This window comes from Vibrio alfacsensis (genome assembly GCF_019670485.1).
In the GTDB taxonomy this organism is placed as follows: domain Bacteria; phylum Pseudomonadota; class Gammaproteobacteria; order Enterobacterales; family Vibrionaceae; genus Vibrio; species Vibrio alfacsensis.
Window position 1 is genome coordinate 2,402,220 of sequence record NZ_AP024165.1, and the last position, 22,830, is coordinate 2,425,049.

The 22,830-nt window shown below is 41.3% G+C and carries 18 protein-coding genes; 6 read left to right on the plus strand and 12 right to left on the minus strand.

Annotation, left to right across the window (positions count from 1 at the left end; translation table 11 throughout):
• Positions 1–17 precede the first annotated feature (17 nt).
• From VA249_RS11050 to fdrA, 9 genes are all read right to left on the minus strand, one after another.
• Positions 18–503 carry an ureidoglycolate lyase gene (locus VA249_RS11050; RefSeq protein WP_221068010.1) on the minus strand — a complete coding sequence of 162 codons (486 nt, stop codon included), beginning with the start codon at positions 501–503 and terminating at the stop codon, positions 18–20.
• A gap of 167 nt (positions 504–670) precedes the next feature.
• The gene (locus VA249_RS11055; RefSeq protein ID WP_221068011.1) at positions 671–1,381 is read right to left on the minus strand and encodes a hypothetical protein; all 711 of its coding nucleotides are present in this window, start codon (positions 1,379–1,381) and stop codon (positions 671–673) included.
• 25 nt (positions 1,382–1,406) lie between these two features.
• Positions 1,407–2,870: an allantoin transporter gene (locus tag VA249_RS11060; RefSeq protein ID WP_221068012.1), complete on the minus strand. Its 1,464-nt coding sequence runs from the start codon at positions 2,868–2,870 to the stop codon at positions 1,407–1,409.
• A 259-nt stretch (positions 2,871–3,129) separates the two neighbouring features.
• Complete coding sequence (locus VA249_RS11065; protein ID WP_221068013.1) at positions 3,130–4,374, minus strand: MFS transporter; 1,245 nt, start codon at positions 4,372–4,374, stop codon at positions 3,130–3,132.
• Positions 4,375–5,613, minus strand: coding sequence for an allantoate deiminase (gene allC / locus VA249_RS11070; RefSeq protein WP_221068014.1), 1,239 nt, complete (start codon positions 5,611–5,613; stop codon positions 4,375–4,377).
• 42 nt (positions 5,614–5,655) lie between these two features.
• Complete coding sequence (allD, locus tag VA249_RS11075; protein WP_221068015.1) at positions 5,656–6,705, minus strand: ureidoglycolate dehydrogenase; 1,050 nt, start codon at positions 6,703–6,705, stop codon at positions 5,656–5,658.
• Positions 6,706–6,838: 133 nt separating this feature from the next.
• Positions 6,839–7,645 (minus strand): oxamate carbamoyltransferase subunit AllH family protein, encoded by an 807-nt coding sequence (locus tag VA249_RS11080; protein ID WP_221068016.1) that lies wholly within the window; start codon positions 7,643–7,645, stop codon positions 6,839–6,841.
• A gap of 49 nt (positions 7,646–7,694) precedes the next feature.
• Positions 7,695–8,963, minus strand: a complete 1,269-nt coding sequence (locus VA249_RS11085) for a YlbE family protein (protein WP_221068017.1) — start codon at positions 8,961–8,963, stop codon at positions 7,695–7,697.
• Between the two features lie 9 nt (positions 8,964–8,972).
• Complete coding sequence (gene fdrA, locus VA249_RS11090; protein ID WP_221068018.1) at positions 8,973–10,640, minus strand: acyl-CoA synthetase FdrA; 1,668 nt, start codon at positions 10,638–10,640, stop codon at positions 8,973–8,975.
• A gap of 354 nt (positions 10,641–10,994) precedes the next feature.
• On the opposite strand from fdrA, the gene allS reads away from it, so the two are divergent.
• Complete coding sequence (gene allS / locus VA249_RS11095; RefSeq protein ID WP_221068019.1) at positions 10,995–11,924, plus strand: HTH-type transcriptional activator AllS; 930 nt, start codon at positions 10,995–10,997, stop codon at positions 11,922–11,924.
• Here the strand turns inward: allS and VA249_RS11100 are convergent.
• Entirely contained in the window at positions 11,910–12,851 is a 942-nt protein-coding gene (locus VA249_RS11100; protein WP_221068020.1) for a carbamate kinase, read from the minus strand. The genes allS and VA249_RS11100 overlap by 15 nt on opposite strands.
• 230 nt (positions 12,852–13,081) lie before the next feature.
• Here VA249_RS11100 and allE point away from each other — a divergent pair, with 230 nt between their 5' ends.
• Positions 13,082–13,870: a (S)-ureidoglycine aminohydrolase gene (gene allE, locus VA249_RS11105; RefSeq protein WP_221068021.1), complete on the plus strand. Its 789-nt coding sequence runs from the start codon at positions 13,082–13,084 to the stop codon at positions 13,868–13,870.
• Positions 13,871–14,080: 210 nt separating this feature from the next.
• Entirely contained in the window at positions 14,081–15,307 is a 1,227-nt protein-coding gene (locus VA249_RS11110; protein ID WP_221068022.1) for a pyridoxal-phosphate-dependent aminotransferase family protein, read from the plus strand.
• Between the two features lie 51 nt (positions 15,308–15,358).
• Here the strand turns inward: VA249_RS11110 and VA249_RS11115 are convergent, their stop codons facing one another.
• Positions 15,359–16,633, minus strand: a complete 1,275-nt coding sequence (locus tag VA249_RS11115; protein WP_221068023.1) for a cyclic di-GMP phosphodiesterase — start codon at positions 16,631–16,633, stop codon at positions 15,359–15,361.
• A 207-nt stretch (positions 16,634–16,840) separates the two neighbouring features.
• Here VA249_RS11115 and glpK point away from each other — a divergent pair, with 207 nt between their 5' ends.
• From glpK to mltC, 3 genes are all read left to right on the plus strand, one after another.
• On the plus strand, positions 16,841–18,361 hold the full coding sequence (gene glpK, locus VA249_RS11120; RefSeq protein WP_221068024.1) for a glycerol kinase GlpK: 1,521 nt from the start codon (positions 16,841–16,843) through the stop codon (positions 18,359–18,361).
• 205 nt (positions 18,362–18,566) lie between these two features.
• Positions 18,567–20,102 (plus strand): glycerol-3-phosphate dehydrogenase, encoded by a 1,536-nt coding sequence (gene glpD, locus VA249_RS11125; RefSeq protein ID WP_221068025.1) that lies wholly within the window; start codon positions 18,567–18,569, stop codon positions 20,100–20,102.
• A gap of 262 nt (positions 20,103–20,364) precedes the next feature.
• Positions 20,365–21,480: a membrane-bound lytic murein transglycosylase MltC gene (gene mltC, locus VA249_RS11130; RefSeq protein WP_221068026.1), complete on the plus strand. Its 1,116-nt coding sequence runs from the start codon at positions 20,365–20,367 to the stop codon at positions 21,478–21,480.
• A 44-nt stretch (positions 21,481–21,524) separates the two neighbouring features.
• Here the strand turns inward: mltC and VA249_RS11135 are convergent, their stop codons facing one another.
• Positions 21,525–22,709 carry an NnrS family protein gene (locus VA249_RS11135; RefSeq protein ID WP_221068027.1) on the minus strand — a complete coding sequence of 395 codons (1,185 nt, stop codon included), beginning with the start codon at positions 22,707–22,709 and terminating at the stop codon, positions 21,525–21,527.
• Between the last annotated feature and the right edge of the window lie 121 nt (positions 22,710–22,830).

Sequence of the window (22,830 nt, forward strand, 5' to 3'; positions counted from 1 at the left end):
TCAACTGAATATATTCATTACAGTTGAATAATGAATTCTTCTGACAAATGACGAACAATACAGTTATCTTCTCCAGCTCGGTCAACTGTTAAAAAGTCCGTATCTTTATTCCAAGCAAATAACAAGTAATGCCACGCATTTTGTCGGTAATTCACGCCTTGCTTACCATTACTAACAAATGCTTTAATTGTGGTTTCATCAACTTCGTCACCACCCTCAGCAACAACAACAATAAATCGCTCGCCATTTAGTGGAAAAAAGGCTTGGCTACCAATTGGGTGTTTTTCAAGTAAATCAATTTTTATTGAAGAACTGACACCTTTCGCTCTGACAATACTGATCAAAGGGTTAGTATCATCTTCGACACTGACTTCACCCAAGCCATGAAAACGCTGACCTGATTCACTATTAATAAAGAAAAAATCAGATTCTTCTGTTTCAATAACTTCACCAAATGGTTCAAATCCACTTTTTGTTAGGGGTTCTAACTCTAGAATTTTCATAATTAAAATTACCTATAAAACAAATCATCTTAGGTATATTTAATTACAAAAAAACAAAACAAAAAAGAAAAACAAAACTATATAAAAAAGGTTTTGATAAATTAGATAAGTTAATATAACAACAATTAAAAAAGGGCTGTAACAGCCCTTTTTTTTAATATTTCAACCTATGTTAACGCCCAGTACATCATACCTGTAACTAATGGAATGTTTATATGCGAAAAGTTAAACTTATCTTTAAAAAAAGTCGGTTCGATGTTTAAAAATAAATTTGTCTGACCATCAATAAAAATCAACTTATCACCGACCTTTTCACCATAAATATAATGGCTATTATCCCTTATGAGTTCATCAAGCTGACCTACACCAATAATAAATCTCGTTCCACTCTCATACTCTTCCATCTCTTTATAAGCTTCACATGAGATAATGTCATCTTGATCCAGCGAAAACCATTGACTACCTTGGGGATTAAAAAGCGTAAACCCTCTTTCTTCAGCAAGAATAGACAGATATAGTGAAATGTACTTAATTTGGTCTTCGACTGGCTGTACGTATTTACTCCAGAAAAAATAGTCTCGATTTCTCAACATTGCCATTGCATTGGCTTCAACTAAGTGGGTAGGTTGTCTTGTTGCCAATCCAACAGCATTGAGAGAACAATTATTTAATCTGTTTTTCTCATTCCCGGTAACAACAGCAGTATTAACAATCCCACCCATTGAATTACAAACATCTAGTCCGTATTTATATTCACATTGATGTTCAAGTTCAAAATTTTCATTATATTTACTAACTGCATTTTTTATTTTGAGTATTATCTCATCATTTTCAGACGAATAATCTTCATTCCACGATAATTGGTATTTATTATTCATTATAAATCCTGCCACATAGTGCAATTTAGTTAGGTGTTGCTGTTGTAATTTGTACTTTTGTCATCTTTCTCTTAGTTAAAAGTGCATATAGTGAAAAAGAAATAAATACACCAGTAAACCATGATAACTGAGATAAAGGCTTAAGGAATGGTACAAACTCACCAATAATGGCAGCAAAGGCAGCAATTATTGTCACACCAAAAGCTAATGAATTGTAACCATTTTTATAGTAATTATATTGTCCTGGTTTAGTGTATAATGTTTCTAAGTCAACCTCACCTTTCATTATTACAAAATAATGTGCGAGCATAACACCTAGAACAGGACCTAACATCGCACCAATGATGTTTAAAAACATAAACAAACTTTCTTGACTTTCCATTAACTTCCATGGGCAGATAATTACACTAATAACACCAGCGATCATTACACCTTGTCGGTAAGTAAGTTTAGGGAAAAGGGCTACTACTTGGTATCCAGCTGGAATGATATTTGCCGTTGCGTTAGTAGATATAGTTGTCATTAATATCACAATACTCGCAAATGCAGGAATAAACCATCCATCAAATTTATTCACTATTTCAAGGACGTTCCAAGTATCAATACCATAATGGATACTTGCACCTGCTAATATCATGACACTTGTTATTGCAAATAGTGTATAAGCTACAAAGAATCCTAACGTTTGACCTCTCGCTTGTGCTTGGTCACTCTTAGCATACTGAGTAAAGTCGCAATTACCTACAGCTGGACACGCCCATACTGCAACTAAAGAGTTAATAACAATAAAGAACTTGAATAATGCATTACCATCAGTCTGAACTTGTTGCGGTACATAATTGAGAATATTGCTTAACCCAGCCTGGTAAACCGCCCAAATTGCTAATCCACCAAATACTAGCCAAATTAAAGGATTTAGTATTGCTGTAAATTTATTAAGAATATCACCACCATAAAATGCGATTACCATATTTATTGCCCAAAAAACCAAAAAAGCAATCATTGATGGGATACCAAGACCAAGGATTGTTGAGCCACTACCAATGTCTAAGAAAGCTGGCCAAAACTTTCCAATTAAAATAAGCATTGCTCCAGTACCTGCAGTGTTCATAATGCCGAACCACATAATTGAAGCAACACCACCACGTAAAGTACCCGGTAATAAAGCTCCTTTTACTCCGTACGAACCTCGTAGCAACATTCCAAATGGAACACCATATTTTGAGCCTGCTAAACCATTTAGGACCATTGCTGCAGCTATAACCAAACTACTGATAATAATAGCTGTCATAAGTCCGAACATACTTAAACCTAGTGTAAGAAACCCACCTACCGCGATATAGCTTGGTATATTGTGAACAGAGCCTTGCCATAAAGTAAAGTAATTAAATGTTCCCCAAGTTCTTTTTTCTTTTGGCTTTGGTAACATGTCATCACTATAGCCTCGAGAACGATATTTACTGATCAACTCAGAATTTATTTCACTCATATATGCCTCTTTGTTAATTTTTAGAAACCAAAGACAATATATCCATAGAGGAAAAATATTTTATTGAATGGTAGCTAGCTATTAAGAAAAAATTGTTTTTTTTGAAAGCACTCAATATTTTGTTAAATTTAATCTAATAATTTAATAGAATATACTACCTACATCATAATCTTACTGTGACTTAGCGTTGATATTAATTCTTTAGCAAAAGCATGTATCAAGTAAATAGTAAAAAACCAGCACTTGGCTGGTCTTTATTTTATGCTTGCTGTCTTTCCAAATGGCTATAACGCCTGAGGCATATAAATGTAAATGTAATTGCACCTATTATTAATAGGCCAGATGAAAGATAAAAACCTATCGCTTTTGATCCTGTCACATCTGATATAAATCCCGTTATTGGTGGGGCGATAATCGATGAACTCATCCCGGAAAGATTGAAAATCGCTAATGCTCTAGCAAGACGCGCGGTAGGTACCCTTTCTGTAACAAAAGCAATTAAGATGGGATCTAGCGCCATTTTCCCTAAAAAGCCATAAATAACAAGGCAAAGCATCAGAGCCCAAGTATTAGGAGCAATCACTGCGCATGTCAGCATTATCGCAGCCGCTATTTCTAACAAGATAACTGTTCGTACAGCTTGATGACGGTATTTATCTACAAACGAACTGAAAAATATCGCACCAGGTACTGCGGCTACCGCAACTAAAGCGGATGCGCCACCAATCGCAGCCCCCTCAAAACCACGTTCAGATTGAAGAAAGCTAGGAAGCCAAGTTACAATCATGTAGTAACCATAGCACGTACAAAAATACACAAAATACGCAGCTATAAGTTGTGAACTAAATAGAGATTTTTTTTCTTTATTGGCGTTTTCATTTGGAGTTATTGCTTGTCTAGGTTCATGCTTCGTTGTTTTTCCATTTTTTATCATCAAGGCAAACACAATGGCCATAATAATAATAATGGCAGCCGAAACATATAGAACATCATACCAAGGCATTCCCATATTTCTGACTAATACGCTAGAGCCTATCAAACCAATGCCCATACCTAACGCGCAGCCACTATTTACTACTGCTGAAGCAAGTGCACGCCTTTTTTCAGGTACGTTTTGTCCTGAAAGCGAATAAGCAGAGCAAAAGAATGAAGCACAGCCTAATCCTGAAAATAACGATCCACCATAGACTAATACCATACTATTGGCATTAGCTATGACCAGTGTGCCAAATGAAAATAAACTGAATCCCACCAATAACGTAAACTTTTGACCTTTCCTTTCTACACATAGGGAAGCTGGTATTTGTCCACCGCAATATGCAGAAAAATAAAATGTAGAAATGAGTCCAATCTCTGTATCACTTATGCCCCCAAACGCTGCTTGAATTTCAGGATATATGGGTGTTAATACTGTTCTATATATCCAGATAGCAACCCAACCAAAACACAGTATTAAAACCAAAACTTTCCAATATGAATCTTGAGTTTCTTTCTTATGTTTCATTTAATCCCCCAATTCTTTATAAGCGAGTTCATAAAGAATATCAGCGAGGGCCTTAACACCTACTACTCGATCAGCCAGATGCGTATGCTCTTTAGGGTTGTGACTAATACCTGAAATACTAGGCACAAAAAGCATTGCGGTTGGAACTACTGGTGCAAAAATCTGTGCATCATGCCCAGCGCCACTATGCATGATCTTGTAATTCGCATTATTGTGCTTTAATTGCTTCTCTATAAGCTCAACCAACCCTAGATCCATAGGAATTGGATCTTCATCCATCCATAAATCAACAGAACACTCAATTTCTAGTTCATCACATATTAATCTTAAATCGGCAATGATCTGATCCGTAAAGATTGTAAGTGCTTCTTTACATGTATGCCGACAATCAATCGAAAAGGTTAACTCTCCTGGCACAACATTTACCGTATTCGGCGATGGTATAACTTTACCGAAAGTCAGAACTAAAGGGTCTCCCTCCACATTCGCTTTGTCTATTGATTGCGAACAAAACTTGCTAAATGCATACACCGTATCTTTACGGTACCCCATCGGTGTCGTTCCTGCATGATTGGACTCTCCTGTTAAAGTAACGGAGTATCGACGCTGACCGACAATACTTGTCACTATTCCAAGCTGCTTATTTTCTGTCTCTAGGACTTTGCCTTGTTCAATGTGTAATTCGACAAATGCGCGGATATCCTTCTGCTTTCCTTTACTTTGGTTAAAATCGAATCCACAGCTATGCATTGCCTCTACAAAATTGACACCATCATTATCAACAAGGAATTCAACATCTTGCTTTTTTGCTAAGCCAACGACATTTTTACTGCCCCAATACACATAGGGAAATCGGCTGCCTTCTTCTTCCGCCAAAGAAACCACTTCCAAAGTACGCAGTGGCTGTCCATGCTGTTCATATAGATACTGCATAGCTAAATAGGCTGCTTCAATACCGAACTGACCATCTAAATTTCCCCCGTTGACAACCGTATCAATATGAGAACCAGACATAATAATTTGGTCCGGATACTTAGAACCTAAGATACGACCATAGATATTACCAATATCATCTGAGTACGACTCTAGACCACTTTCTTCAAACATTCTCAATAGTCTATTTTGTGCACCTATCCACTCTTTGCTATAAAGCAATCGAGTCATCCCACAACTTTCATTAAATCCATATTTGCTTATGATTTTTGACGTTTCTAGAACTTTTTCTTTAAGTATATTCATTATGACCATCCAATTTATCTCTACATTTAACTTTATTGTTAATTAACCATTGAAAGCTGACTTATGATCATAAGAGTTTATATATATTTCACTTGATACTAAGTATTGATAGACGTCTTCTACTATTTCAATACCTTTTTCTAAGCTTTCTTTTTCAACCAACTCACTATTTTGTCCCGGGTATAAGACTTCATTAAATCCGGCCGCTGGTGTGATGGCATTAAGCTCTTTTATTGTTTGCCCAATTGATTCAATAAAAGATTTCGATGTTGTAAAAAACTCAGGGTTAATAACAATATGCAATTGGCCTAAATCTCGACCTTTTGAGAGATCGTCATACATAGAACTCACATGCTTACCAAAAGGCAGACCAAGAAGAATTCCTGATAACATGTCGACCATCATCATAAGCCCGTAGCCTTTTGGACCCGCAATAGGAAGCAGAGCACGAACATCATGGGGATTTGTGGTTGGGTTGCCATCGGAATCAACCGCCCAATCATTTGGAATAGCGCTATTTCTCGAACGAGCATCAAGGATTTTACCCCACGCTTGTACAGTCGTGGCCATATCAAAATTGACCGTTTCTCCATTGGGTGCAGGCGCAGAAAATGCAATTGGGTTTGTGCCATAATAAATTTCGCTACCACCGAATGGGACAACCATTGGATCGGATTGACACATTGATAAAGCGACCAATCCTTTCTCTGCTGCCATCTTTGTAAAATACCCTAATGCACCGCTATGGCTCATTCGACGAATACCAACAACTGCCACGCCTTTAGATTTTGCCATTTCTATGGCTTTCTCCATTGCGTATTTTGCTGCAAAGTGTCCAACACCATTATCCGCATCTAACACGGCAGTACATGGACCCGTTTCTTGATAGTTAAAGTTAGGCTTTTGAGTAATACCGCCCTTACTAATACGCTCAGCATAATACTCAACACGAACCGCACCATGTGAGTGTATACCTCTCAAATCTGCAAATACGAGAACGTCAGCCACAACATTAGCGTGTTCTTCCAATAATCCAGCTAATATCACTTTATTTTTAATTAAATTGTGAAGCTGCTCTTTGGACAGGTTCATTATATAACATCTCCATAACAATGTTTATTTCATTACTCTATCTAAAGTTGGAATATTGAGTTGTGAAGTATTTAAACTCTTACTATTTAGAAAGTAATTTTTAGATATCTGATTATTAAAATTAAGTCGTTTTTTATAATTTTGATTCTTTGATGTAATGCAAAAAAATCCACAGACCAAGTAAAGAATCCGCACCAGAATGGTGACCACAATCAAGTAAATCTGAGATGCTATTGTGTAATTTATCTATATTCTCAAGCGAGATATTAAGCAGTGGTTGAGCAAAATAACCTTTGCTTGCTTGACTCAAGTATCCATGGCTCACACTTGTTGTTAACTGATGTATGTCCAAAGTACTTGGTAATAGCCTTCGCGCAGCTGCACTATTGTAAAGATAAGCGCCAAACAACATTCCAATGAGCATGTCATCATGACTTGGTGTCAGTCCGGGTCCCCTACCAATAAGTGAAGACCAACAGGGAACGCTGCCCGCTCTCCAAAGATCTAACTGTTCGATAAATGCAGAAAAAGGGGTAAGATCTTGGCGACTTACGATCGTTCCTAAAGGGCCATATAGGCCAGTTTCCTGCTCAACAATACAAAGATTTTGAAATAGGGCCTTATACGGAACAGGTTTTCGACCATTTACGCTAAGCCATCTCCCATTTTGCCCTCGCTTAATTAGACATGAGCCAGATCGGAGCCCTTGCTCATCTAACTCGATAGGCTCTTGACCCACCAGCGTCGCTTTAAACTGTTCAAACCAATAAGATGAAAGGCTCCATCCGGACGGACTCATATTGGAACCTTGGCGGTGCAATGAGAGAACCTCTCGATCTTGAGTTAAAAAATTCAATACATCACGGCCGCTACCAATGAACTGCAAAACACCGCGAGAATATGGTGCTGAGTAACTAAAGGCTAATGCTTCTCCACCCATAGCACATCCTTATATTTGGGCGCAGCCTATCACTACGCCCTAGTTAAATTTATGCTTCGACTTCTAGGCCAAGTTCACACGCCAATGCCTGCAGTGCTTTTTCAAAACAAGCAAGAGGCGCTCTCACTGTTCCCGCACCAATTTGACCAATACCCGCCTCTTTATGAGCGATACCTGTATTGATGATTGGTGTAATCCCCGTTTCAACAACGCTTCGAATATCAAGCCCTAGACACGCTGCATGGAAGTTCCATGACGGTATTTGAAGTAAGGAGTTCTGAGAGACAAAGATTTCACACATCTCTTCTGATATGTCTAAGGCGACATCCACCCCGCCAACGCCAACAAATCGTGTCACTCCAGGGGCAGCAACCATCGCGGCACCACCAATGCCGTAAGTTTCCGTAATAGCGCTATCACCAATATCTGGGTTAGCTTGCTCTTGAGAATAACCAGTAAAGTACAATCCCTCTGGTGTATTTACCGGTGCAGTGAACCATTGGTCTCCGAGTCCACTCACACGAATACCAAATTCTTTGCCGTTGCGAGTCATTGCTGTAACAATAGAACCGGCTTTGATCTGCGCGCCCGCATCCATCGCACACTTGCAGAATGCCATCGCAAGGTTCAAGAAGAACTGATCCGTAATACTCAAGAAATTGAACACGCGAGACATGACATTTTTGTCAAGATCAAGCAGTGCCAGTTTCGGAGCAAGCGTACGCAGCAAGAGGGCAGAGGTAGCGATATTACGCTGATGGAATTCATCCCCCATTGTGACGCCTTGAGCCATCAATGCTCCCAGATCAATTCCTTGCTCAGTATTAGCGAGCACTTGTTTCAATGCAGGCATCAACTCTTCTCGCATCCACTTCAAGCGCTGCTGCACTTCTTCTCCGTACGCACCAAAGCGCATCACTTTGCCAATACCCTCATTCATATTGCAGTATGCAAAGTTACCATCTGTTTGGTTTTGCACGACAATCATCGGGAAGTTTGCCGATGTGATGCCACCCATTGGACCAACAGCGTTATGATGGTGACATGGCTCAAAACCAACTTGTCCAGATTCCAGTAATGCAATGGCTTCTGTGTCTGTTTTCGCCCATCCTTCGTATAAACAAGCGCTAATACAAGCACCTTGCATCGGGCCCGTCATTTCAGGCCAAGTGATTTTTGGTCCTGCATGTAATAGATTTTTGCCAGCTTTTAGCCAAGGGATAACATCACCAGCAAATGCCACGTCCACCCAAAAAGGACGAGCGCTCTTGATTTTTTCGATTACAGCCTCATTGGCTTCATTAATAGATGCGTACATTTTTGTATCCTATTGCATTTGTTTTAGTAGACGAGATAGTTCCGGATTACCACCGGCAATTGGAGACCATTGGTAATGCACGACTGGGGTACTGGTGGCTTGCAAATCTTCCGCAAAACTTTTTAATCCGATATTGATGACCTTAACGCCGTCAAATAAGGAATCTTGGAGGTCCTGTACTTGAAGTGATTCCTGAGAAATCAAGCTTTCGGCAAGTAAAATTGCTTCTTCTAGACTGTTCACAACGGAAATATTGCCCTCTAACAGACGTTGAATTTGCTGCGTTCGACTTTGAGGATCTTGATCAGTCCCCGTAACCGTTGCGATAACGTTAATTGGTTTTTCTCTCTGACCTCGGATATGTTGAATAGCTTCAATAAGCTGAGAAGCAGGGTCTGGCGTTGCACCAAATCCAATAACAACATCAAGCAATAACACACCAATATCTTCATTCGCTAAACGGTTTTGAATTTCTAGATTACGCGTGGTCGGGTCTATCATCGGATGTGGACGCCCACGAGTGTAAAAGTCATCACCTAAGTCAATGATTAGATGACCTGAATCATTGAGCATCACCCCTTTGTCATGCGTCTCATCAATGGTCAGAGATTGGTTTTCTGCCAACAGCAAAGCAGCTTCTGCGGCTAATGTTCCTCCCGCGTATAGACCAAGAATTTTGGTTCCCGACACAGTGGGAAGCACGCGCTTAATATCTTGTACATTCGCCAACATGGCAGACAGTCGACCTGCTTCTGCAATACTGTTGGCGAAGAATACATTTTCGTCACGAGCTTGAGCTCGACGCGTGCCAAGGAAAAGTGCAACAACAGGCTTAGATTGGGCTTTCATCGCAGTCAAGACTCGTTGCTCAATAGCAGGAGACGGTGGCTTTGAAACAAATGCGATAACACGAGTGCCCATGTCATGCTCAAACATTTGTAAAGCAGTTAATGCACTGATTCCGCCAACCTCTTCAGATAAATCTCGGCCTCCAAGACCAATCGCATGTGAAATGCCTTGATTGGATAACGCAATTTGAGAAGCGAGTTCTTGAATACCAGTACCAGATGCACCAATGATTCCAATGCCACCGTTTGGAATAACATTCGCAAACGCCAGTGGTGCTCCTGCAATGATTGACGTACCACAGTCCGGCCCCATCACAATTAAGTTCTTTTGCTTGGCCCGAAGTTTTAACTCTCGCTCCTCTTGCGCAGAGACATTGTCAGAAAACATCATGACATTCAGGCCATTGTCTAGCGCGTCATGAGCGACACTCGCAGCGTACTCACCGGCGACAGAAATCAGTGCCAAATTGCTATCCGGTTGCTTTTCAAGTGCCGTTTTCCAACGTCGGGCTTTTGGTAAACGTGCGCCTGTTTGGCTAGCTTGAGAAATTTCCGCTAACACTTTCTCTAGCTGCTCAGAAATCATGGTGAGAACATCTTGTTGTTCATTCGTTTCTTTTGCTCTAACCGCCACACAGATATCATTTGGCGTTGCGTCATCAAACATTGGATGCCATAAACCCGTTGCATCTAATAGAGCCTTATTCGCCGGCGTCCCCATCATTACTGAGACTTCTTCTACCCCCTCACTACCACTGAGTTGTCGAGAGATAAGCATCAAGCTTACCGAGTCTTGAAAACTCCCTTTTTTAATAAATGCTTGGATCATTGACGACCACCTTTAAATCCCAATTATTGTAAATAAAACTCTAAATATGAGTTTCTCATGTATGTGTGAGAATGAATTTACGTATAGATTATTTAAGATCGTCGATTATATTTTTGACCAATATCACACTGAATTTATTGTTATATTTTTTTAAAAAATAACTTCATTGCTTTAAAGTTTAACCAATGCAAAGAAATATTTTTTAACTTCAATTATTAAAACAAGTTTTACAATAAGCTTTTCATTATTAAAGTTTTATTCGTTATTTAATTATTTTTTGTTTTGAGATCTTTAATCACAACTTTTTTCTTTTAAGCGCGATAATATGAAATAAAACATCACAACCGAAAGATTATGTTAGATAAAGAAACCATTCGCTCATTTATGAAAGTCGCTGAGTACTCAAATTTTTCAAAAGCCGCAGAAGCTCTACACAAGACTCCTGCAGCAATCAGCTACCGGATAAAAGTTCTCGAAGAGGACATGAAAACCCCGTTATTTTTACGGACAACGAGAAGCGTACAATTAACAGAAGCAGGTGAGCATTTACTCAGTCATTGTCATAAATGGCTAGACTGGATGAATGCTATTCCTGATGAGCTCCAACAGATTAATGATGGTATTGAGCGCCACGTAAACATTGTCATCAATAATTTACTGTTTGATGAGGCTTCTGTATCTTCCCTCATTCTTGCTCTCCATCAAGCATTTCCTTTTACTCAAATTAGTATCTCTAGTGCCGTTTATATGGGGGTTTGGGATGATTTATTGAACAATGATTATCATCTAGCCATTGGGGTTCCTGGAATGGATACCATTGATCACTCAGTACACACCAAGCCATTAGGGAAGCTGAGTTGGTCATTTGTGCTATCACCTAATCACCCGTTAAGTTCAATTCAAGGAACATTGAAAGAGTCACAGTTACGTAATTATCCTGCCATTAATATTGAAGATACGTCACAGCATATTAATAAACGCACAGCGTGGTTATTGAGAGAGCAAAAAGAAATAAAAGTCCCTGCTCTTTCAACAAAAGTTGCTTGTCATATCAATGGTTCAGGTATTGGTTTTTTACCAACGAATATTGCGACACCACTCGTTGAGTCAGGAAAACTAGTAGAACGAAAAGTACAGTGGAGTAGAACGCCATCCCCCTTATCTTTGGGATGGCGTCGCGACAGTTCAGGGCAGGTGACTCAATGGATAATCGATCTATTCAATAACGGTCACCCGATCACTCAAGGTTTTTTGAAAAACATCGATCAACTACACGACCAATGATCGACCAGTTGTTACAGGGGCATGAGACCGAATACATGTCCCTTTTTCTCCCGTTAGTATTTGGTCTACATCTTTGAGCGCCCCGATAAATGCAAGACATCCCGTGTTTTCAACAAATTGAATCACCGCTTCAGCTTTCGGCCCCATCGCGCCATCCGGCACAGCAAAAGGTCGAATCTGCTCTATAGTGACATCGCGTAGCGCTTTCTGTTGCGGAGTGCCCCAGTCCGTATAGATCGCATCAGCATCAGTAAGAATCAGCAAATAATCAGCATTAATTTGTTCAGCAAGCATTGATGCTACTAAGTCCTTATCGATCACAGCCTCAACGCCTTGATAGCCCAAGTCACTATGAACGACTGGCATCCCACCGCCACCACAACAAATAACCGTGTGGTTATCGTCTAATAAACGCGTAATTTGCCCAGCTTCAAGCACTTGTACTGGGGATGGGGATGGCACGACGCGACGAATAAATTCACCATCAGCTTTCAAGATCCAACCATGTTGTTGCTCTAACTGTGATTGTTGGTCTGCCAGATAAACAGGGCCAATAAATTTGGTAGGATTTACAAAAGCAGGGTCATTCTTCTCAACTTCTACTCGAGTTAAAACACAACTCACATCCTGTAACCCTTGCTGCTGGAGAGATTGCATTAACATATATCCAAGCATCCCTTGAGTTTCAGCCACAAGGACATCTAATGGATAGGCAGGAACTTCGGTATAGGCATTATTTTGTAGCGCCAATAACCCCACCTGCGGCCCATTTCCATGAACAATCGCAATGTTATATTCATGGCTAAGCTGAGCAATAAAGCGTGCTGCACTATTAATGTTTTTCATCTGGTTTTCAAAAGAAATATTTTCACCTCTTTTGATCATTGCGTTACCACCTAAAGCAATAACAATTTTTTTCTTTATCATACAAACACCTGGAAATGTAAAAACATGAATCAACAATAAGCTTTGAACGTCAATTCTATTTTATTTTCTGTTTGTATCTAACCATATGCTTAGTTTCTAAAATATTTTCACATAATGAAAAGCAAAAAATTAAATTTCCATTGACGGTGTAATTACAACAACACAGATCACATTTTTATAATTTTTAGTGCATAAAATGATTTGGAAAATTTTAGATTAATAGGTTTATTATGGGTTACTTAAACAATAATACTGGATATGTTTCTGACTTATTACAAAGTCGAGCAATCATAAAAAAAGATAATTATGCAGTTTTACCGCCAGATGGATTGGTAAAAAATACACTGCCAGGATTTGAACATTGTGACGTAACTATTTTATCTTCGCCAAAGCTCGGTGCGAGTTTTGTCGATTACCTTGTCACTTTGCATGCACATGGGCAAAACCAACAAGGATTTGGTGGTGAATCAATCGAAACATTTTTCTACGTCACCAAAGGGAAAGTCACCATCAAAATCGAGGGTAAAAATAACACATTGACTGAGGGAGGATATGTATATTGTCCCCCTGGTGTTTTACTGCATTTTATCAATGATAATGATATGCAAGACAGCCAAGCATTTCTTTACAAACGCCGCTATCAAACCATCGATGGTTATGCACCAAAAGTCGTGATAAACCACCGTAATCACTTGGATAAAATCCATTATGAGGGGATGGAAGATGTCATTGTCGAAGACCTACTGCCAACTGATTTAGGATTCGATATGAACTTCCATGTTCTCACATTTAAGCCTGGAGCATGCCATGGTTACATTGAAACTCATGTTCAAGAGCATGGCGCATTGGTGTTGTCTGGTGAGGGTGTGTACAACTTCGATAATGAATGGGTTCCGGTCAAAAAAGGCGATTATTTGTTTATGGCCGCATACTCCCCACAAGCCTGTTACGCTGTCGGCCGAGACGAAGAGTTCAGCTATATTTACTCAAAAGACTGTAACCGAGATGTAGAAATGTAATTCTGGTTTGCTCCTTTATATTTTTGGAAGCCATTTGGCTTCCTTTTTTTATAATCATGTTGAGAAAAGAAAAAATAATTACATAATTCAAATTATCTACGTTATATCAAAGACACAAAAGCCAACTTCATGATTCTATAATTTCATATCTCCCAATTTTGACCATTTTTTCCACACCATAAATTTTATATGGCTAAGGACTCATTACTAATGCCAAAAACTGAGCTATTCGAAACCTTATCTCCCCCGCAAAGAATGTTAATGGGACCCGGACCGATCAATGCTTACCCTCGTGTTCATCAGGCTCTGTCAGCAGCGCTTATCGGCCAATACGATCCCGCAATGACACGGTATATGAACCAAACTCAGAGTTTATATAGGCAGGTGTTTAATACGACAAACTCTGCAACGCTTTTGATTGATGGTACCGCAAGAGCTGGTATAGAAGCCGTTTTGGTCTCAATTTTAGAACCTGGCGATAAAATTCTTATCCCTGTGATTGGTCGATTTGGACATTTGTTGTGCGAAATAGCGCAACGAGTCGGTGCGGAAATTACAACCATTGATATCCCTTGGGGGCAAGTCTGTGATCCACAACAAGTGGAGGATGCTATCCGCATTAGTAAACCGAAGTTAGTCGCAACGGTCCAAGGTGATACCTCCACCACGATGAATCAGCCATTAGAAGAAATTGGCCGTATTTGTCGAAAATATGATGTGTTGTTTTACTGTGATGCTACGGCCTCAGTTGCCGGGAACCCATTGTTGGTCGATCAATGGCATCTTGATGCGGTTTCTGTAGGCCTACAAAAATGCCTAGGCGGCCCATCTGGAAGCGCACCAATTACTCTAAGTGATCGCTTTGTCGAACACATCAATCGAAGAAAACAGGTAGAAAAAGGAATAAGAACCGATAAGCACAACGATGGCGATCGTCCATTTATTCGTTCTAATTATTTTGATTTACCAATGATTCTTGATTACTGGGGCAGTGAACGACTCAATCACCATACTGAAGCAACTTCCATGCTCTATGCGGCAAGAGAGTGCGCACAGCTATTCCTCGAAGAGGGGCAAGAGAATGTCATTGCACGTCACCGTCAAGCGGGTGAAGCGATGGCAAGCGGCCTTGAGGCGATGGGGTTAACGCTGTTTGGCAATCAAAAATACAAAATGAACAACGTTGTGGGGGTTTATATTCCCAACAATATCGATGGTGAGTCAGTCCGAACTGAGCTATTACATCGTTTTGGTATCGAAATCGGAACTTCTTTTGGTCATCTGCAAGGAAAGATTTGGCGAATCGGCACGATGGGATATAACGCACGTCAAGAAACGGTACTCACCACACTGGCTGCTTTAGAAGCTGTGTTATCTCGCCATAACGCTCCAATTCATTTGGGAGAAGCGGTTTCTGCCGCAATCCAATATTACTAGTCTCAAAGCAGCAAAGGCCCCATAACATTTACATCATGGGGCTTATCAACATCACTCAACATCAATAAAGTATGTCGTTTGCGATGACGGGTTTAGATAATGATACTGATCGAGCGTTAACTCACTTGCATCCAGAATCTTGTTAATACTCAGGTCATATTCTGCAATATTAATGATCGCGGCTTCATCACGGGGCACTTGCTGATCGTAAACCAGTACGTATGGACTCAATCTTGCTGCTTCGTTTGTTGAAATAACCACGCCAATTTGATGATCAGAAAGTTGGACAATGGTTCCCGGTGGGTACACACCAACAACTTTAATCAATGCCATAACATCATTCACATCGTACTGTTCACGTCGCTCGTTATAGAGATAGGTTAACGCCTTGTGAGGGCTGTATTGGTGATTAATACCATTACAAAGATTGTCATAAGTATTCGCTAAAATGAGCACTCGCGACAGCGGATTAATAGCTTCTCGTTTCAAACCTTTCGGGTAACCAGAACCATCATTCAATTCGTGATGTTGACCGATCACCTTTAGCGCAGCCTCTGGGAAGTTAGGGATCCTTTCCCCCATCTTTAGGCTCTTATCAAGGTGCGAATACAGCCGTTGCTGATCATCGTCATCCAGCGGTTGCGATTTTTCTAACAAACTGCTCGGCAACTTCAGTTTACCAATGTCATGATACAACGCCGCAAAGGCAACCAATTGACACTGTTTAGCACTAAACCCTTTTGCTTGGCCAATCAAAACAGACAGCAGAGAAACATTGAGTGAGTGACAATGAAGCCGATTGTGACCAGAAGCCTCGTTCATCAAGTGAATGGTGCTGTTGCCCTCTTTGTTTATGCTCTTATAGATGGTATTCACAATGGAGAGTGACTGGCTAATACTAGGATTATTCGCCAGTTCTTCTTGATCAAAGACTTTCTGCACATCGTTAAGCGTGTTCGCAAATGCCTGTTTAGAGCGGCAGATGCGATCTTCAATGGCTGCTAATTGATCACGGCTTTCTTTCTTTTTTGACCACAATTCTTCGAACAAATCTTCACTTAGTGGTTGAAGAGGAGGCTCGCTCTCATTGCTACTTAGTTTAGCCCCCTGTTCTGCAGATTGCGGCTTGGTTGTGGGTTCTTCAAAGACATCGCTCTTGAGGGCATTGATGGTTAGGCTTTTCAACCCCAGACGTTTAATAATCCGTAGCTGCTCATCACTCTTAATTTTGAATGAATTCAGTAAAAATGGGTGCTGTCCCCACTTTAGTGGCAGGTAAATATAATGCCCAATCCTTAACTGTTCTATTTCAAGTCTTACTTTCATTGTGGTTTCGTATCAAGAATCTTAAAAAAGCACTTCCATATCAATGGCGTATACTACCTTTATTAAGGGATTAGCTCACTCTTTTTGCATTCTCTGTTCAACGTTTTGATGAGCTAAGCACATGAAATCAGTACAATACCGTTAGGTATATACCCAAGTGACTTCAAACGAGGTGACTTAGGTATACAAAACAAAAAAGACAACAGTATGAAAAGTAATTCCAAATACATCATTGCTCTTGACCAAGGTACCACCAGCTCTCGCGCGGTCATCTTGGATCATGATGCAAACATTGTGAATGTTTCCCAACGTGAATTCGCACAAATTTATCCTCAAGCGGGCTGGGTTGAACATGATCCGATGGAAATATATGCCACCCAAAGCGCCACACTTATCGAAGCGTTAGGTAAAACCGGGATTCGTAGTGATCAAGTTGCGGCTATTGGCATAACAAACCAACGTGAAACCACCATTGTTTGGAACAAAGAAACTGGCATCCCTGTTTACAACGCCATCGTATGGCAATGTCGCCGAACAGCCCCTATTTGTGAAGAGCTAAAAGCTAAAGGGTTAGAAGATTACATCCGTGAAAATACCGGGTTGGTGCTCGATCCTTACTTCTCTGGCACCAAAGTAAAATGGATTTTAGACCATGTTCCTGGAGCACGAGAAGAAGCCGAAGCGGGCAATTTATTGTTTGGTACGGTGGATACTTGGCTGGTATGGAAAATGACGCAAGGTGAAGCGCACGTCACGGACTACACTAATGCATCTCGCACCATGCTATTTAATATAAATACGCTAGATTGGGACGATACCCTTCTTTCCGAGCTCAATATCCCTCGTTCCATGATGCCAAGCGTTAAGCGCTCATCCGAAATTTATGCCGAAACCAACATTGGCGGTCAAGACGGTACCCACATTCCTATAGCCGGTATTGCTGGTGATCAGCAAGCAGCATTATTCGGTCAGATGTGTGTGAAAGCAGGTCAGGCAAAGAATACCTATGGTACTGGCTGTTTCTTATTGATGAATACAGGAAAAGAAAAAGTAACCTCCCAAAACGGACTGCTGACCACACTCGCATGTGGACCAAAAGGTGATCCTACTTATGCGCTCGAAGGCGCCGTTTTTATGGGAGGTGCATCGATTCAATGGCTACGTGATGAACTGAAGCTTATCAGCAACACCAAGGACTCCGAATACTTCGCAACTCAAGTTAATTCATCAAATGGTGTTTATGTTGTGCCCGCTTTCACAGGCCTCGGTGCGCCATATTGGGATGCCTACGCAAGAGGAACTATTTTTGGCCTCACTCGAGGAGTGAATTCCAACCATATTATTCGGGCAACCTTAGAGGGTATTGCTTATCAAACTCGAGATGTACTCGACGCCATGCAAGCCGATTCTGGCATCGAACTGGCAAGTTTGCGTGTCGATGGTGGGGCAGTCGAGAATAACTTCTTAATGCAATTCCAATCCGACGTGTTAAACACCCGGGTACTTCGCCCTAAAGTGACTGAAGTGACCGCTTTAGGTGCCGCTTACTTAGCCGGGCTCGCGGTTGGCTATTGGGATAGCATTGAAGAAGTAAAAAACAAAGCCGAGCTAGATCGCCAATTTGACCCCAACCAAGATGAAGAAAAGCGTCAACGCCGATACAAAGGTTGGAAACGCGCGGTTAAATGCGTTCAAACGTGGGCAAAGATGCACGACGAAGATGAATAAACAAATCCGTGCGATGAGTGGCGGCTGAACGCAATTCATCACAAGCAATCACTACAAACAAGTGACACAATCGTTGAGCTAAGGCCCAATCAGTTTTTGTTTTATAACTTGTTAGTTTTGGGACTTTTTTCTGATTGTGATGCATAGCTCGTCATCCACAGTATAAGCTTGTTAATGTAAAACTAAGCTATAGGAGGGACTGGCTATGCATCTAAACGATCGTGTGTTTGATCTGATTGTCATTGGTGGTGGTATCAATGGCGCTGGCATTGCGGCCGATGCAGCAGGACGCGGTTTAAGTGTTGGTCTATTTGAAGCGAATGATTTTGCCTCTGCCACTTCCTCTGCCAGTTCGAAGTTAATTCATGGCGGCTTACGCTACCTTGAGCACTATGAATTTCGCTTGGTTTCTGAGGCCCTCGCTGAACGCGAAGTGCTCTTGCGTAAAGCGCCCCATGTGGCATGGCCGATGCGATTTCGCTTGCCACATCGCCCTTTTTTACGCCCCGCCTGGATGATTCGCTGTGGTTTATTCCTCTATGACAACTTAAGTCGAAGAACCACTCTCCCTGCAAGCAAAACCGTTAATCTCGCACAATCAGGATTACTGAAACCAGAAATGAAAATCGGGTTTGAGTATTCAGACTGTTGGGTCGACGATGCCCGCTTAGTACTTCTTAACGTTCTTTCAGCAAAAGAGCACCATGCGGAAGTACGTAACTACTGCCGCGTAGAAAAAGCACAGCGCGTGAACGGAAGTTGGCATGTCACAGTTCATGATGAGATGACCAACCAACGATTCGAGTGTAAAGCAAAAGCATTGGTCAATGCCGCAGGGCCTTGGGTCAAACAGTTCTTTGACGATGGTTTAGCACAACAATCCCCACGCAATATACGATTAATTAAAGGATCACACATTGTGGTTCCTCGTATCCATGATGAGCCTCAAGCCTATATTCTCCAGAACCAAGACCATCGAATCGTATTCATGATTCCCTATCTGGATAAGTTTTCCATCATTGGCACAACCGATGTGGAGTACCAAGGCAACCCAAGCGATGTCACGATTACTGATAATGAAACTGATTATCTGCTCGATATTGTTAACCAGCATTTTGTCCACCAGTTGAATCGAGATGATGTGGTCTGGCATTACAGTGGTGTGCGCCCATTGTGTGATGACGAATCAGACTCTCCACAAGCGATTACACGCGACTATACGTTAGAGCTTGATGCCGGTGATGACCACGCCCCTCTGCTGTCGGTCTTTGGCGGTAAGCTCACGACCTACCGAAAGCTTGGTGAAGCTGCCTTGAATAAATTGGCACCCTATTTTCCAAGTATGGGGAAAGATTGGACCGCGAGCCAATCTCTCCCAGGAGGAAACTTCAGCTGCAGTCGAGAACAATTGGCAAAACAAATTCATGCACACTACCCATGGGTCTCAGAATCTTTACTGCTGCGCTACGTCACTCAGTTTGGTACTCAGACCTGGCAGATATTAGCCGAGGCAGCCAGCGAAGAAGATCTGGGATGTTGCTTTTCTAAACAAGCTCATGGGGTATATCAACGTGAGATTGATTACTTGATGGACCATGAAATGGCGCTCACCGATGAAGATATCTTGTGGCGTCGCACTAAGTTGGGGCTCTACCTGAGCGATAAAGAAAAACACGCATTAGCCGATTATCTCAAGACGAGATTGCAGCAGAAAGTCGTAAATCTCTCTCAAGTTGGTTAGGAGGTTAAGTGTTTTAACGGTTAAGTTACGTGTTTTGATGGTAAAATAGTAAGATGCGTCATTACCACACTACACGCCTAACCATGAGATAAAAGGATCAGGTCTGCCACTCGCAGGCTAGCTCTGTAACACGAGCAATTTCTCAAATATAAGCATCTTCTATCGAGATAACAAAAAGTTTTGATTTCAGGCAATTAGCAGTCTTACTTATTATTTTCTTCAGTTGGCATTTGCCCATCACCTCAAAATAAATCGGTACCCGATGAAGAAATCTCTGTTACTTAGCCTGCTTTTGTTAGGCGGATGTTCTCTTGCTCCAGAAGAACCAACACCACCGTGTTCTTGTGATGATTACGTCCCACCATACGTCAAACCACCAAGCACTTCCGATGCCGATAATATTAAGCAGTTATTAGCTTACATCGCTGATAAAGCAAAAGATCGCTGGGGGGAAGATGAGTTTGTTGAAGCTGGTAAGCATCGATACGTTAAATATCTCGATGGCTACAATACTCGAGCTCATATCGATTTCGAAGCAGGAAAAATTTACGTCTCCACGATTTCCCAATATCAGCCGACAGAGAAATTGCAACATGCCATCGTCCAAACCTTATTAATGCCAGCCGATCCTGCTCACGCGGAACTGTTTAGCGACAAAGATGCGGTGTTACGCGGCAAGCCTTTTTTGCTAGGACAAGTGTTAGATCATGATGGAAAGCCGATTGAATGGGAATGGCGTGCAAACCGTTATGCGGATTACCTCATCGACAATAAATTGCAAAAGAAAACCATCCAACGAGGCCATGCTTACTACGTGGAAATCACTATGGTCAAAGACCATCTAGAACAGCGTGAGTATCAATACGCGGGTTTAGTCCGTGATGCAGCAAAACGCTATGGTTTGCCAGAAGATCTGATTTTCGCCGTCATCAAAACGGAAAGCAGTTTTAACCCTTACGCCGTTTCTCACGCTGGCGCATACGGTTTGATGCAGGTTATCCCAAAGACAGCCGGTGCAGACGTGTTCAACTTAGTAAAGAACAAACCAGGCATCCCGACCAAAGAGTATTTGTTTGATCCAGCAAATAACATTGATACGGGGGCTGCGTATTTCTACATATTGAAAAATCGTTACTTGAAAGACGTTAAGCATCCAACATCTAAACATTTTAGTATGATTTCTGCTTATAACGGCGGGACAGGTGGTGTGCTATCCACTTTTGATAGCGATCGAAAACGCGCGATGAATGAGCTAAACAGCCTCAATCCCACTCAAGTTTATGATGCGCTAACAACACAGCATCCGAAAGGAGAAGCAAGGCGCTATCTACAAAAAGTGCTCTACTTCCAAAAAGATTTTAGTGAAGGGAATATTTAACCTCTCAAGGGCTTGATATTATCCAAGCCCTTTTGCTTTGCGCATTAACCAGGATGCCCATCCACACGTGGAGTAATCAGCATAATGCCTAATCGCCACACAAACATACCAAAAGCAAGAATCCATAATCCGCCACTGATATCAATCCAAAGCAACATATTGGATGGGTTAAAAATCACACCTAAACTACGAGTCAACGCGGCGGCAATGATCGCAATAAACGCTATGCTCATATTTGGACCTTTATAAATCATACGCCCTGTATGCCCCATCGTAACGCGAGTAATCATTGCCAGAATCAATCCACCTAATGCCCCAATTGCAAACAAATGGATTAAGTTATGACTCGCAAATGCATTATCCCACCCACCTCGCAATATTAAGCTGAGTGGCAAACACGCATACGCAGCATGCAAAGACCACACTAAAGGCTCTTTTAATGTTAGCCAAGGCTTCCAACGTAAGAATCGAACCGATTGGGCCATTCCTGCAAATAACATCAGAGGCTGACCTAGTTCAGCGAATGTCACAGGGAAAAAGCTCAAAACGAAAAGCATAACCAGTGGTAAATTGGCCATCCAATCTAACCATACCAAAGGCTGAGCTTTTTCAAATTCAAAACGGCGAGCTGTGAAGAACGGAATGACTCGTCCCCCCATCACAGATAACAACAAAGTAAACCACCAAAGCATGGCTTGCCACACGGCTGAAGATGTAAAAGGTGGCATGCCTTTCACCGTGGCATAACTTGCAAAATTAGCAAAGATCGCGAGCAAGAATAACGGCACAAAAAACAAGTTTCGCCAGCCTTTCGAACGGTAGACACGAATGCCCACTTCGTAAGCGACAAACAATAAAAATAGCGCTTCAATACTACTTGTTAACCACAATGGAGCTGGCGTCCAAAGCAAGATTCTTGGTATAAGCCAAAGCAAAAATAGGGCAAGCAACGTGTAATGTTTGGTGCCATTAATCCCCGTCCAGTTCTGAACCGCAGTGAGAACAAAGCCAACGACGATCGCCATCGAGAAACCAAATAGCATTTCGTGCACATGCCACCATAATGCAGGCACCCTCAGTGAACTGGGTTGACCAGTTTGAAACATCCATACCCATAGCGCAATCGCGACAATGGCGTAAATCGAACCAAATAAGAAAAATGGCCTAAACCCTAATCGCAGCCATGCAGGGATTTTTTCTTCCACTTTTTTATCAGTAATATTCAGCATTGTGATGCCCTTTCGTACCTATTAAGCACTGTCTAAAAATTCAACGTCAGCGATCTTATCATAAACATGTATAAAAAATACATGTTATAGGGTGAACTATCCTTTAAAAGTAGAGCTCATC

Bases quoted from the DNA above. Each gene is read 5' to 3' on its own strand.
- VA249_RS11110 (WP_221068022.1), top strand. From the start codon at position 14,081: ATGCCAAAAACTGAGCTATTCGAAACCTTATCTCCCCCGCAAAGAATG.
- allC (WP_221068014.1), bottom strand. From the start codon at position 5,613: ATGAATATACTTAAAGAAAAAGTTCTAGAAACGTCAAAAATCATAAGC.
- glpK (WP_221068024.1), top strand. From the start codon at position 16,841: ATGAAAAGTAATTCCAAATACATCATTGCTCTTGACCAAGGTACCACC.
- VA249_RS11085 (WP_221068017.1), bottom strand. From the start codon at position 8,963: ATGTACGCATCTATTAATGAAGCCAATGAGGCTGTAATCGAAAAAATC.
- VA249_RS11065 (WP_221068013.1), bottom strand. From the start codon at position 4,374: ATGAAACATAAGAAAGAAACTCAAGATTCATATTGGAAAGTTTTGGTT.
- VA249_RS11055 (WP_221068011.1), bottom strand. From the start codon at position 1,381: ATGAATAATAAATACCAATTATCGTGGAATGAAGATTATTCGTCTGAA.
- VA249_RS11115 (WP_221068023.1), bottom strand. From the start codon at position 16,633: ATGAAAGTAAGACTTGAAATAGAACAGTTAAGGATTGGGCATTATATT.
- allE (WP_221068021.1), top strand. From the start codon at position 13,082: ATGGGTTACTTAAACAATAATACTGGATATGTTTCTGACTTATTACAA.
- VA249_RS11060 (WP_221068012.1), bottom strand. From the start codon at position 2,870: ATGAGTGAAATAAATTCTGAGTTGATCAGTAAATATCGTTCTCGAGGC.
- glpD (WP_221068025.1), top strand. From the start codon at position 18,567: ATGCATCTAAACGATCGTGTGTTTGATCTGATTGTCATTGGTGGTGGT.
- VA249_RS11080 (WP_221068016.1), bottom strand. From the start codon at position 7,645: ATGGGTGGAGAAGCATTAGCCTTTAGTTACTCAGCACCATATTCTCGC.
- allD (WP_221068015.1), bottom strand. From the start codon at position 6,705: ATGAACCTGTCCAAAGAGCAGCTTCACAATTTAATTAAAAATAAAGTG.
- VA249_RS11100 (WP_221068020.1), bottom strand. From the start codon at position 12,851: ATGATAAAGAAAAAAATTGTTATTGCTTTAGGTGGTAACGCAATGATC.
- mltC (WP_221068026.1), top strand. From the start codon at position 20,365: ATGAAGAAATCTCTGTTACTTAGCCTGCTTTTGTTAGGCGGATGTTCT.
- allS (WP_221068019.1), top strand. From the start codon at position 10,995: ATGTTAGATAAAGAAACCATTCGCTCATTTATGAAAGTCGCTGAGTAC.
- VA249_RS11135 (WP_221068027.1), bottom strand. From the start codon at position 22,709: ATGCTGAATATTACTGATAAAAAAGTGGAAGAAAAAATCCCTGCATGG.
- VA249_RS11050 (WP_221068010.1), bottom strand. From the start codon at position 503: ATGAAAATTCTAGAGTTAGAACCCCTAACAAAAAGTGGATTTGAACCA.
- fdrA (WP_221068018.1), bottom strand. From the start codon at position 10,640: ATGATCCAAGCATTTATTAAAAAAGGGAGTTTTCAAGACTCGGTAAGC.